Source organism: Arthrobacter cheniae (assembly GCF_003602275.1).
Classification (GTDB): Bacteria; Actinomycetota; Actinomycetes; order Actinomycetales; family Micrococcaceae; genus Arthrobacter_D; species Arthrobacter_D cheniae.
This window is the reverse complement of sequence record NZ_QZVT01000004.1, coordinates 292,325-304,412: the sequence shown is the minus strand read 5'-3', so window position 1 is coordinate 304,412 and position 12,088 is coordinate 292,325. Positions and strand designations below refer to the sequence as shown.

Here is a 12,088-nt window from a genome sequence, read left to right as displayed (position 1 = left end):
TCCAGCCTGCGCCACCTCATGATCCTGCAGACCCTGGTGGCGCTCGGTCCGGTGATCGGGCTGATCGCGCTCGGTTACGGCATCAGGGCACGCAGCTTCCTCTCGCCGTCGTTCTGGCCGCCGGCCGAGCGGCTCTGCTACTTCATCCTCCTGCCGGCCCTGTTCATCAACGGCACCGCGACGGCGGATCTCGCGGGCCTGCCGATCGGACTCATGGCGCCGATCCTCGCCGGACCCGTCATCGTCACGGCGCTCGGTCTCGTGATCGCGCAACGCTGGCTGGACCTCGATGGACCGGCCTTCACCTCGGTCATCCAGGGCAGCATCCGGTTCAACAACTATCTCGGCCTGTCGATCGCCCTGGCCCTCTTCGGGTCCGACGGCGTCGCGCTCGCTGCCATCGCCAATACCGTCCTCGTTCCACTCGTGAACGTCCTCTGCACGCTCGCGTTCGCTCGCTACGGCTCGGAGCGACTCACCATCGGCGGAACGGTTCGGAGCATCATCACCAACCCGTTGATCCTCGGCTGCGTGATGGGCATCCTGCTCAACGTAACCGGCGTCGGATTGCCGCCGGGCATCGCCGAATTCGTGCGGACCCTCGGCACGGCGTCACTGCCGCTCGGCCTGCTGTGCGTGGGGGCGGCGCTCGAGCTGCGCAGCATGGGCCGCAACCTCGGCGCGGTGCTGATGGCGACTGCGGTCAAGTTCGCGGTTCTGCCGGGCCTCGGGATCGCGGGCTGCCTGCTCTTCGGGCTGACCGGGGAGCCTGCAGCCACTGTGATCCTCTTCCTTTCCCTCCCGACGGCGTCGTCGGGAGGGAAAGGCGAGGGCGCTGGGCGGCGATTCGCGCCTCATGGCGTCCACCATCACGCTGCAGACCGTAGCGGGAGTGCTGTACCTGCCCATGGTGTTCCTCGTGATCGGGGTCCTCACGGGCTGAGGCTGCGCGGACAGCGGTAGCCGCTGGCCTGGAATGGACGACAAACCGGGAATTGGGTAGTAAGCATGCTTGCTATCGGGGGTGACGCGACCTACGGTGATGAAAAGTCAATCTCCTCGAAAGGGCCATCATGATCACGCTCGACCAGATGAAGAACTCGATGAACGCCGGCGCCAATGTGCTGAGCGAGGACGGAGCAGTTCTCGGTCCCATGGGCCAGCTCTACGTCGACGACGCCACCGGGGAACCCAGCTGGGTGACCGTGACCACGCACACAATGGGGAAACCGGAATCGTTCGCCCCGCTGCACGGCGCAACCCTCGACGGCCGCAACGTCCGCCTGCCCTACACCCATGCGAAGGTGTACGACTCCCCGAAGATGTCGCTGGACGGGCACCTCAGCCCGGAGGAGGAGCAGCACCTCCTGCGCTACTACGGGCTCATGGCGGCAAAGGACGACGACGGCACTGCGGACCAGGCAGCTCCCGACGCCGGCCGCACCCGCAGCCAGTCCTCCCGCCCCGAGGGCGACTACGCGATGACGCGCTCCGAGGAACAACTCCGGGTAGGAACCGAACTTCGCGAGACGGAGCGCGTACGCCTCGTTAAGCGCGTGGTCACCGAGGACGTCACCATGACCGTGCAGATCCGGCGTGAGGAGCTCGTTGTGGAGCGCGTACCGGTCAAGGATGGAGCACCCCTCTACGACGACGGTGCAGGCACCTTCAGCAAGGCCGAGCGCGACCGGCTCTACGCGGCCGTCGAGACCGCCTTCAACGGCGACGTCGTCGAAATGGTCCTGTACGAGGAGAAGCCACGCGTCGAGATCGACGTGGTCCCCATCGAACGCGTGCGCATCAGCCGCGAGGCGCGCACGCACGACGAAACGGTCACGGGGCAGGTGCGCAAGGAAGTGATCGAGACAGAGCGCATCGAGCTGTAGGAACCGGCGTCGGACTGCCGCGCGCCTAGTCCTCGCGCGAGGACAGCACGCAGAATTCGTTGCCGTCGGGGTCGGCGAGAACGTCCCAGCTCACGTCCGGGCCCTGCCCGACGTCGACCCTTGCGGCGCCGAGCGCCAGGAGCCGCGCGATCTCCGCGTCGCGGTCGTCACCGGTGTGCGGCGCAAAATCCAGGTGCAGGCGGTTCTTGCCCTCCTTACGGTGCTCGACGGAAACGAACACGAGGCCGGGCGGGACCTGCTCGAAGCGGAGCCTCGGCGCAAGCTCGCGTGCCCACGGCGGCACGAGTACGGCCTCGTCGGGGTCCTCGAACATGATGTCCCAGCCGAGGGCCTCGGCCCACCACCGGGCGAGGGCTCGATGGTCCGTGGATTCGATGACGGTGGAGTACCAGCGCAGGGTCATGCCCCGATTGTGCTCCGACCACCGGCGTGGCGCACCGTCATCCGGACAGGCACTGTCCGCGAGGTCTCAAGCGGAATCTGGTCGCGTTCTCGTCCGGCGCGCCGTACTCATCCAGCGCGGTAGGTGTCGCCGTCGCCGTGACGCTACAGCGAACGGGCTACGCTTCGGGTCGTGGGTGACGGCACGTGTCACCCACAGAGAGGTCGAGACGAATGGTTGATTGGGGTCGGGACTCGGACGAACTCATCTCCGCGATGATCATCCAGGGAACGGGTGCCCGGGTGATCTGGGACTTCGACGGCGTGGTGGCGCACACGGAACCCCTGCACGAAGACAGCTTTCGTGAGTTGGCACGCCGTCGGGGCTATCACTTCGCTGATGACTTCTTCGCCGACCTCATAGGGAACACCGAGCACTGGATCTGGTGCCGCCTAATCGAACGCGGCTTTCCCGCCGAGACGGGTCAGATCCAGGGCCTCTATTCTGAGCGCGCCGTCGTCGTTGCTGAAGCAGCGAAGCGGAGCCTCGAACCGTCGTGGGTAGCCTCACGATTGATGCCGGCGCTGTCAGGAGTAGCTGCGCAGCAAACCGTCGTATCGAACGGGAATCCTGACCTGATCGAAGAACTCCTGCAATCGTGGAATCTGGCCAGATACGTCGATGTTGCTCGACGCGGACCTACCGAGGACAAGGAAGTTGTTTTTCGAGCCCATTGCCTGCTCCCCTGCGTGGTCCTGGAGGACAGCGACCATTACCTCGGCATCGGCCGGGAACTTGGAGCATTCACTGTGGGCGTGCGGCATTCACACAACCCACGAGCCACGCTGAATGCCGACGTGACCACTGCGCTGTAGGAATTCACCGCGAGAGCAGCCCTCATGCGCACTGCCTGCCGCTGCGATACGTTCCGGATCGTGGTTCAGGCGCCGTCTTGTGATCGCGCTGCACTGTCGAGCGCTTCCAGCACCCGCGCGTTGTTCGCGGCGTCTGCCAGATCGTACCGAAGCGGCACGCCGTTCAGAACACTGTCGGCGAAATGTTCACCCATCCGTACGAAGTGGTTCCCGCCCTTGATCCTGTGGTGAATGCTGTCCTGCCCGAAGTGATGCTCCTCCAGAACGGAGTCCTCTTCCAGAAGGCCGAAAGGATTGTCGAGGTAGAGCCGGCCCTTGGTGCCCGTGAGCTCCAGGAAGTTGCGGCGCTCGAGGTTGACCCCGGTATCGAAGAGGGCGGTGGCGCTTCCGGGAAAGCGCAGCATGCCCGCGAAGCTCGTATCGATCCGGCCTGTGTCGCTGGCGTCACGGTAGTTGCCGAAGGCTGCGACGTGAACCGGCTCCTGGCCCGTGACCATCCGGCTGACGTTGACGCAGTAGCCTCCTGCGTCGAAGAGTGCACCACCGCCGAGACCGGTATACCAGCGAATGTTGTCATCTCCGCCGGCGTCGAAGGTGTGTCCGACGTGGAGAAAGGTCAAGGTACCCACTGCACCGGACGCGAGTAGCTCCTGCAGCTTCTCGAAGCGCGGGTGGAAACGGTACATGAAGCCTTCCAGGACCCGGAGTCCGGTCTCCTCGGCTTTGCGCGTGATCTCCTCGACCTCCGCAGCGCTCATCGCAAGGGGCTTCTCACACAGGACGTGCTTGCCTGCGTCCAAAGATTTCAGAACCCACTCACGATGCAGTGCGTTCGGCAGCGAAATGTAAACAGCGTCGATGTCCGGCGAGGCAAGCAGCGCCTCGTAGGAGCTGAACGCCTGCGGTACGCCATGCTTGTCGGCGTACTCCCTGGCCCTTTCCTCCGTACGGGAGGCGATACCTATGACCTCACCGTTCCGTGTCTGCTGCAACGCCGGGATCGTCTTGCGGATGATGCGGGCGGTGCCCAGTACGCCCCAACGCAATGTCTTGCTCACGCTATTCTCCTTTTCAACCACCCCGGCTGAGCCAGGATGGAGTCGCAAACCCACGGATCGATCGCTACCGGTACCGGTTGTTGCTGCATCCTACGACGTGAAAGCGTTCAGGTCGTTGAGCTCCGCCACGGTGGTGACACGCGCGTGATGGGCGGGTTTCCGATGCCTGTGTGGAGCGGCCTCTACCGTGGGGGAGCGGGCGCGCCTGGCGCGTGGCTCGAGCCGTTGCTCGGGGAAATAGTGCTGTTCCCCTCACGCAGCCGGCTTCTTGACCGTGCGAGGGGAACCCACCGCCACGAAATCGTTCCGGCAATGTCTCCGACTGAATCTCACATACCGCGTCCGGTGACAGCCAAGTTCCTTCAGTGTGCGCCCTGCTCCACAGAAGCGCAGCATCAATCGCAACTTCAGTCCCAGTATCAATCGAGGCAGGGGCGGTCGACGGTGCCTACACGACGTCCCCGGGCAGTAGCCACGCGTATCGCCCTTGTCCATCGGACGAGATGCGCGAGGGGCCTCTCGTCCCCGGCTGGTCCTGTGCGGCGTGGAACATCTTTCGCCACCAGGACATCCCGGATTGCCCGTCGCTGTCGCAACGTGGGTCAGCTTCGCCTGCACGTGTCGCGGGTGCGGCAGAAGTTTCCCGGAAGCTTCCCGAGGACCGTCGCATCTACCCTCGCCTGGAATCGGTGTAGGAACCGCGCGAGAGCGCCGTCACGAGGAAGTCGCGTACGGCGCCGTGGGACCGGTGCCCTACGGTTTCCCGCCCTGAACCCGCCGGCGTGGCGGATGTTGCTGCCGTCGCGAGGAGCCAGTCCCCGTGATGGGTGATGTCCTCGCCGGTTGCCGCGGCTACGGCATCACAGGCGAATCCGACGGCTGTGGTGCCGTCGCTCAGGCGCACGGAACCGAGGAGCATGGGTTCGGGCAGCACGGCCAGGAACCGGCCGAGAGCCGCTTCGGAGAGGATCCACCGTTCGCCGACGAGTTCTGCGCCGTCGTCCGAGCGGTACACGCCGGGTTTCGGCGGCTGAGTATCCAGCGCCACCATGCGGTAGCGGGCGGCCGTGCGCACCGGACCGGCCCAGAAGCCGCCGAGTGCCTCGAGGTCGGCAGCGAGGACCTGACCGCGGCGGTGCGCGCCGACGACGACGAGCGGGACGCCCGACGCTCCGGCCGCCAACGGCCAGGGCCGGCCTGCGGCGGCAGCTCGGCGCTCCTCACCACCGGTACTGCCGGCGGTGCCGGCGGCGAAGAGGGCGGGAGGAGCGGGCGTGACCTCGATTCGGCGGGCGATATCCGCGACGACGGCGTCGTCGAACGTGCGCCCCACCACCGTCACCCCGAACTGCGAGCCCTCCACTTCGCCGGCGGGCACTGCAACCGCGCACATATCGAACAGGTTGCAGAAGTTCGTGTACGTTCCCATGCGCGAGTTCACGCCCACGGGGTCGGCCGCGACCTCCGCGAGGAGCGGATGCAGGGGAGCCGTTGGCACCAGGAGGGCGTCGAAGCCGTCGAGCAGCGCGAGCGCCTCCCGCTTCAGGTCGGCGAGCCGGGCGGTGTCCGCCACGTACGCGCTGGCAACCAGGGTGCCGGCGCGGCTGATGATGCCGGCGACCGTGGGATCAAGGCCGGCCGCACCGTCGTCACCGGCGGCGCTGTCGACGAAGGCACCGACGGCGGCATGGCGCTCCGCCACGAGTGCGCCGTCGTAGAGAAGGCGCGCGGCCTGCAGGAACAGGTCGATCGGAATGGGGTGGACGTCGGCACCGGATGCCTCGAGCCGGGAGACCTGGCGTCCGAATTCCGCAGCCCAGGCGAGTGCGAGCTCGGGCAACTCTGCCGGAACGGCGACACGGGGCCGGGTGGGGGCGGCCAGGCGTATGTCGGCAGGCCACGCACGCGCGCCGCCGGCCATCACACCCATGGCGCGTTCCGCCGTCGACAGGTCCCGGGCCAGGATGGTGACCGCGTCCCAGGAACGGCAGGCCGGCACCACACCGTCCGTCGAGACGACATGCAGGGTCGGTTTGATGCCCACGATCCCCTGGAGGCCCGCGGGGATGCGGCCGGAACCGGCGGTGTCGGTGCCGATGGCGATGTCGGCCAGCCCGAGGGCGACGGCGACGGCGGACCCGGAACTGGACCCGCCGGAGATGTACTCGGGACGACGCGAGTCACGGACAGCCCCGTGGGGGCTGCGCGTGCCCACAAGCCCTGTCGCAAACTGATCGAGGTTGGTTGCACCCAGCACCACTGCGCCCGCGGCGCGCAGGCGGCGCACCGCTTCCGCGTCCTCCTCCGGGAGGTAGGCGAAGCCCGGGCAGGCCGCGGTGGTGGGGATCCCCGCCACGTCCACGTTGTTCTTCACGGCGAGCACGAGGCCTGCCAGGGGCAGCTCCTCACCCCGGCCGGCCCGGGCGTCGATGTCGGCGGCCTCGGCGAGCAGGTCCTCCGTGCTGCGGATGGTCAACCAGATCTCGGGCCGGTCAACGGCGTCGATGGCGGCCAGTGCCGCGCGTACACGGTCGGTTGCCAGGGTGTTCATGCTGCTACCTCTTCTGTTGCGCGTGCCTCGGGTTCCTGCTGTCGTGGTGCCTGTCCCGGATCGGGCGACGTGTCCGGGGATGAGCCCAGGACCACCAGTGCCTCGCCGGCCACGACCTGCGACCCTGCGAGGGGCAGGACCTGCAGCACCAGGCCGTCGCAGGGAGCGCTGAGGACGGTCTCCATCTTCATGGCTTCGAGCGAGACGAGGGGCTGTCCCTTCAGCACCGTGTCGCCCGGCGCAACGTCCACCTTCCAGACGCTGGCGGCGAACGGCGCGGAGACGAGGGAGGCGCCGTCGGGCACCACCAGCTCCTCCGGCTCGGGAATAATGGCCGCGGCGGCGTCGGCGCGGTCGAACTCGCCGGCGTCGGCCCATGCCTTGCGTTCGACGGCGAAGGCGGCGGACTGCTGCACCCGGAACTCCGCAATGGATTCGCTGTTGTCCGCCAGGAAGCGCTCGTGCTCGGCGAGGGAGAAGGTGCCCTCCTCGATCTCGACTCCGCGACCCCGGCCGGCGGCCATGTCGGCGCGCAGGTCCAGCAGTTCCTCCGGGCTGACCGGGTACCAGGAGATGCGGTCGAAGAACCGCAGCAGCCACGGGGAGCCCGGTTCGAAGGGTGCGGAATCGGCGTAGCGCGACCAGACCTGGGTGGTGCGGCCCACGAACTGGTAGCCGCCGGGTCCTTCCATCCCGTAGATGCACATGTAGGCACCGCCGATCCCGACCGCGTTCTCCGGCGTCCAGGTCCTTGCGGGGTTGTACTTGGTGGTGACGAGGCGGTGCCGCGGGTCCAGCGGTGTTGCGACGGGCGCCCCGAGGTACACGTCGCCCAGACCGAGCACCAGGTATTCGGCGTCGAACACGGTGTCGAAGACGTCGTTGACCGAGCCCAGCCCGTTCACGCGCCGGATGAACTCGATGTTCCACGGGCACCACGGGGCGTCGTCGCGCACGCCGGCCATGTACCGCTCGATCGCCTCACGGGTCGCCGGGTCGTCCCAGGACAGGGGCAGGCGCACCGTACGGCTGGGCACCACGAGTTCGGAACTGGCCGGCAGGGAGCTTTCGATGTCCTGCACCACCTGCAGCATGCGGCGGGTGGACAGGACGGTCGGATCCACCTTGATCTGCAGGCTGCGGATCCCGGGCGTCAGGTCCACCACGCCGGTGAGCCGCATCTGCTCGATGGACTGGTGAAGGGCATGCACCCGGGCCCGGAGGCCGAGGTCGAGCACCATGTCGCCGTACTCGACGAGCAGGTTGTCGTCGCCGGATCGACGGTAGGTCACTGCCGGCCGGCCGGGTTCCTCCGCGACCCGCGCGAGCACGCCGTCGTCGAGGTCTCCGCCCCTGAGGAGGTGCCTGCGCAGGGGGGAGGGACCGGCGCCCGGCTCCGGGGCGTCCGGCAGGATCAGCTGCCGGCCCGGACCGAGGTCCCGCAGCGAAGGTGCCTGCGCGGCCTTGACCGGGACGAAGCGTACGGTGTCGCCTGGGCGGAGCTGTCCGAGCTTCCAGCGGTCGGCCGTCACGACGGTCACCGGGCACACGAAGCCGCCGAGACTGGGGCCGTCCGGTCCGAGGAGGATGGGAGTGTCACCGGTGAAGTCCAGGGCACCGACCGAATAGGGGGTGTCGTGGATGTTGGACGGGTGGAGGCCGGCCTCGCCGCCGTCGTTCCGTGCCCAGCGGGGTTTCGGCCCGATGAGCCTGACGCCGGTCCGAGCGGAGTTGAAGTGAACCTCGTAGTCCGTTGCGAAGAGCTCGTCGATGTCTTCGCGCTGGAAGAACTCCGGTGCACCGTGCGGGCCTTCGAGGACAGTGAGCTCCCAGTGGGAGGTCAGGACAGGCCGGGCGTCGAGCGGCACGCGTGATTCCCGCACGTGGGATGCCGTCACGGGCACGTCCGCCTGCACGGTCCTCAGCACGTCACCGGTCCGTAGGACGCGCCCCGCGTGCCCGCCGAACTGGCCGAGGGTGAAGGTGGACGCGCTGCCGAGGTGCAGGGGGATGTCGAGGCCGCCAGCGAACAGGACGTAGCCGCGCAGGCCCGCTCCCTCCGCCGTGCCGACGTCGAGCGTTCCGCCCGCCGGCACCGTGATTTGTTCCCAGGCCGGCACCTCCGCGCCGTCGACCGTGACGCTTACCGCCGCACCCGTCACGCACACGGTGGTGTCGTGCGAGAAGGTCAGGGCGGGTCCGGTCATGGTGAATTCGAGGCCGGGGGCACCCTCCGGGTTGCCGAGGGCCTGGTTGCCGAGGCGGAAGGAGAGGTCGTCCATGGGACCGCTCGGAGGGACGCCCACCTGCCACAGACCGGTGCGGCCCGGCCAGTCCTGCACGCTGGTCTGCAGGCCGGGGCGCTCCACGGTGATGCGCGGTTCGGGGTCGCCCACGGCGTCGAGCGTGCTGGTCGAATGGGCAGCCGCCCGGACGACGTCGAGGGTGCTGACGGCGCGGAGCATGCCGAGGTTGGTCTCGATGCCGTCGATCCGCGTGCCGGTCAGGGCGACGGCCAGCCGGTCGAAGGCCTCGTCGCGGCTGCTGCCGGAGGTGATGATCTTGGCCAGCAGGGGATCGTAGTTCGTGGAGACCTCGCTGCCGGTCTCGGCCCAGGTGTCCACGCGGACGTGGTCCGCCTCGGGGTAGGCGGCGTTGGTGATGGTGCCAGCACTGGGCTGGAATCCCCGGGCGGGATCTTCCGCGTACACCCGGGCCTCGACGGCGTGGCCGGACACCGGGACGCTGTCGGGGACGCCGGCGAGGACGGCCTCGGCGTCGGGCCCGCCCTGCGCGAGGCGGAGCATCCACTCGACGAGGTCGACGCCGGTCACCGATTCCGTCACGGGGTGTTCGACCTGCAGGCGTGCATTCACCTCGAGGAAGGATGCCTCCCGGCGGACGGGGTCGTAGACGAATTCCACGGTCCCGGCCGAGCGGTAGCCGAGTGAGGCGCAGAGCGCGCGTGAGCTGCGGTGCAGTTCCTCGCGTAGCTCGTCCGGCAGGTCGGGGGCGGGCGCCTCCTCGAGCACCTTCTGGTGTCGTCGCTGCAGGGAGCAGTCGCGGTCACCGAGGCTGACGACCCGGCCCTCTCCGTCACCAAAGACCTGCACCTCCACATGACGGGCGTTCTCCACGTACCGCTCCGCGAACACGCCCGCGGTGCCGAAGCTTGCTCCGGCGAGGCGGGCCACTCTGGGGAAGCTGTCCGCGAGCTCCTCCTCCGTGTGGCACACCGTCATACCGATGCCGCCTCCACCGCCGGTCGCCTTGAGCATCAGTGGGTAACCGATCGATGCCCCGGCAGCAAGGGCCTCCTCCACGCCGTCGAGCAGGCCGGACCCGGCGATCATGGGGACGCCTGCGGCGGAGGCGGCGTCACGCGCCGTGTGCTTCGTGCCGAAGATGCGGAGCTGATCCGGTGTGGGGCCCACGAAGACGAGTCCGGCCGCCTCGACGGCCTCCGCGAAGCCGGCATCCTCGGACAGGAACCCGTAGCCGGGGTGGATCGCGCCGGCGCCGGTGGACGCGGCAGCGGTTAGCAGGGCGTCGATCCGCAGGTAGGACTCCTTGGCGGGGGCCGGCCCGAGGAGGACGGCCTCGTCGGCCAGTTGGACGTGGCGTGCACCGCGGTCCGCCTCGGAGAACACGGCGACCGTGCGCAGCCCGAGTTTCCGGGCGGATTCGATAATGCGGCAGGCGATCTCCCCGCGGTTGGCCACGAGCAGGGTGTCGAAACGGTTCATGCGGCATCCTCCGGGTGGGTGACGATCATGCGGACGGGAGTGGGGTCGAAGCCGTTGCACGGGTTGTTGACCTGCGGGCAGTTCGAGACGAGCACGAGGGTGTCCACCTCGGCCCGAAGTGCCACCCGCTTGCCGGGAGCGGAGAGGCCGTCGACTATCCCGAGGGCGCCGTCGGGGTCCACCGGCACATTCATGAACCAGTTGATGTTGGGGACGAGGTCCCGCTTGCCGAGTCCCCAGCGGGACCCTTCGATGAGGAAGTTCTCCACGCACGCATGCTGCTCGCGCGTGTGCTGGCCGTACCGGAGGGTGTTCGATTCCTGGGAGCAGGCGCCGCCGATGGTGTCGTGCACGCCTACCTCGTCGGCGACGACGGTCATGAGGGGGAGACCCGTCTCGGCGCGGAGCACGGAACCGGTGGTGAGGACGATGGAGCGCTGCTGGGCGATGGTGACGGCGGCGGAGTACCGGACGGTGGTGTCGCCGGCGGCGTAGAGCAGGCAGTCGACGGCCTGGTTTCCGTCGAGGTCCACGATGGTGAGGACATCGCCGGCGACGACGACGGCGGACCAGGGCCCGCGTGCTTCGACGTACTCGTCGAGGACGACGGCGCCGGGCACGAGCGCCGTGCTGCTCGCCGGCTGCGAGAGGATCGTGGTCATCGGGTGCTCCTTGCGGCGAGATCATGTTCGGTGTTGTTCAGTGCCTGCAGGTGTTCGGGAGCCAGTGGTCCCACCAGGCTTCCGTCCGCCAGCGCGGTGAGGTCCTCAGGGGCACGCCAGGCGGCGAGCTCGACGGCGGTGCCGGTGAAGTCGGTCCGCGGGTCGAGGGGGTGGGCGGTGTTGGCCAGGACGACGACGGTGTCCAGCTGCAGCAGCAGATCCACATGGGTTTCCGTGCCGGTGCTTCCCGAAAAGCGGATGCTGCCGTCGTCGTGCACCCGGATGCCCTTGAAGAGGGTCAGTGACGGCGCGACGTCCCGCGGCCCGAGGCCGTTCTTCAGCGCCCCGAGGGTCAGTAGTTCGCGTGCGGCGGGCGAGGCGCTGTGGGCCGTGCCTGCTCCGTATTTGGCCGTGTTCCCGGCCAGGGTGGTGGCGCCGGTGAGGGCGTCGTGGTGGACCGAGGTGTCCTCGACGATCGTTGCGAGGACGCGTCCGGCGTCGGACAGGAGGGGGTGCCCTGTCCCTGGGTAGGCCTGCCACGGCACCTTGACGGTGTCGGCGGCATTGAAGCGTTCGTGGAGTGCGCCGGCCCGGTACAGGAGGGTGTGCACGCAGGCGTCACCCGTGTCGGTGAGCCGGACGCGGGTGCCCCGGGCGAGGTGCATGGTCGTGTAGCGGCCGAAGGCCAGTGTCTCGGACCAGACCAGGCGGTCGGCGGCACCGTCGGGCAGTGTGCCCGTGACCCGGGAGGGTGCTGTGGACACCGGCACGTGGCGCATGGTGTCCGCCGTGCGGCTGTGCTGGTCACGGGCGTGGGCCCGGGCTCCGGCCGTGGTGGCCGTGCCCGCCGGGGTGTCGGTGGTCTGGGTCATGTTCTTCCTATCAGGGCTGGGGGAGCAGGTGATGC

9 protein-coding genes are annotated in these 12,088 nt (G+C 68.4%); 3 read left to right on the top strand and 6 right to left on the bottom strand.

Going from position 1 to position 12,088, the window contains the following annotated elements; translation table 11 throughout:
* The first annotated feature begins 18 nt into the window (after positions 1–18).
* Together D6T63_RS09275 and D6T63_RS09270 are read left to right on the top strand one after the other, a co-directional pair.
* Entirely contained in the window at positions 19–963 is a 945-nt protein-coding gene (locus tag D6T63_RS09275; RefSeq protein ID WP_220725913.1) for an AEC family transporter, read from the top strand.
* Between the two features lie 110 nt (positions 964–1,073).
* Positions 1,074–1,886: a YsnF/AvaK domain-containing protein gene (locus D6T63_RS09270; protein ID WP_120148707.1), complete on the top strand. Its 813-nt coding sequence runs from the start codon at positions 1,074–1,076 to the stop codon at positions 1,884–1,886.
* Between the two features lie 25 nt (positions 1,887–1,911).
* Here the strand turns inward: D6T63_RS09270 and D6T63_RS09265 are convergent, their stop codons facing one another.
* A complete protein-coding gene (locus tag D6T63_RS09265) occupies positions 1,912–2,310 on the bottom strand; it encodes a VOC family protein (RefSeq protein ID WP_120148706.1) in 399 nt (132 codons plus the stop codon).
* Between the two features lie 212 nt (positions 2,311–2,522).
* On the opposite strand from D6T63_RS09265, the gene D6T63_RS09260 reads away from it, so the two are divergent.
* Positions 2,523–3,164: an HAD hydrolase-like protein gene (locus D6T63_RS09260; protein WP_120148705.1), complete on the top strand. Its 642-nt coding sequence runs from the start codon at positions 2,523–2,525 to the stop codon at positions 3,162–3,164.
* A gap of 65 nt (positions 3,165–3,229) precedes the next feature.
* Here D6T63_RS09260 and D6T63_RS09255 read toward each other — a convergent pair whose 3' ends face one another.
* From D6T63_RS09255 to D6T63_RS09235, 5 genes are all read right to left on the bottom strand, one after another.
* Positions 3,230–4,222, bottom strand: coding sequence for a Gfo/Idh/MocA family protein (locus D6T63_RS09255; protein WP_120148704.1), 993 nt, complete (start codon positions 4,220–4,222; stop codon positions 3,230–3,232).
* Between the two features lie 670 nt (positions 4,223–4,892).
* Complete coding sequence (atzF, locus tag D6T63_RS09250; RefSeq protein WP_120148703.1) at positions 4,893–6,773, bottom strand: allophanate hydrolase; 1,881 nt, start codon at positions 6,771–6,773, stop codon at positions 4,893–4,895.
* The gene (gene uca / locus D6T63_RS09245; RefSeq protein WP_120148702.1) at positions 6,770–10,519 is read right to left on the bottom strand and encodes an urea carboxylase; all 3,750 of its coding nucleotides are present in this window, start codon (positions 10,517–10,519) and stop codon (positions 6,770–6,772) included. The genes atzF and uca overlap by 4 nt, the downstream gene beginning before the upstream one ends.
* Positions 10,516–11,181, bottom strand: a complete 666-nt coding sequence (locus D6T63_RS09240) for an urea amidolyase associated protein UAAP2 (RefSeq protein ID WP_120148701.1) — start codon at positions 11,179–11,181, stop codon at positions 10,516–10,518. The genes uca and D6T63_RS09240 overlap by 4 nt, the downstream gene beginning before the upstream one ends.
* The gene (locus D6T63_RS09235; protein WP_120148700.1) at positions 11,178–12,053 is read right to left on the bottom strand and encodes an urea amidolyase associated protein UAAP1; all 876 of its coding nucleotides are present in this window, start codon (positions 12,051–12,053) and stop codon (positions 11,178–11,180) included. The genes D6T63_RS09240 and D6T63_RS09235 overlap by 4 nt, the downstream gene beginning before the upstream one ends.
* Between the last annotated feature and the right edge of the window lie 35 nt (positions 12,054–12,088).

What these genes read in the sequence shown, in the direction of transcription:
- D6T63_RS09275 (WP_220725913.1), top strand. Translation starts at nt 19, where the DNA reads ATGATCCTGCAGACCCTGGTGGCGCTCGGTCCGGTGATCGGGCTGATC.
- D6T63_RS09270 (WP_120148707.1), top strand. Translation starts at nt 1,074, where the DNA reads ATGATCACGCTCGACCAGATGAAGAACTCGATGAACGCCGGCGCCAAT.
- D6T63_RS09265 (WP_120148706.1), bottom strand. Translation starts at nt 2,310, where the DNA reads ATGACCCTGCGCTGGTACTCCACCGTCATCGAATCCACGGACCATCGA.
- D6T63_RS09260 (WP_120148705.1), top strand. Translation starts at nt 2,523, where the DNA reads ATGGTTGATTGGGGTCGGGACTCGGACGAACTCATCTCCGCGATGATC.
- atzF (WP_120148703.1), bottom strand. Translation starts at nt 6,773, where the DNA reads ATGAACACCCTGGCAACCGACCGTGTACGCGCGGCACTGGCCGCCATC.
- uca (WP_120148702.1), bottom strand. Translation starts at nt 10,519, where the DNA reads ATGAACCGTTTCGACACCCTGCTCGTGGCCAACCGCGGGGAGATCGCC.
- D6T63_RS09240 (WP_120148701.1), bottom strand. Translation starts at nt 11,181, where the DNA reads ATGACCACGATCCTCTCGCAGCCGGCGAGCAGCACGGCGCTCGTGCCC.
- D6T63_RS09235 (WP_120148700.1), bottom strand. Translation starts at nt 12,053, where the DNA reads ATGACCCAGACCACCGACACCCCGGCGGGCACGGCCACCACGGCCGGA.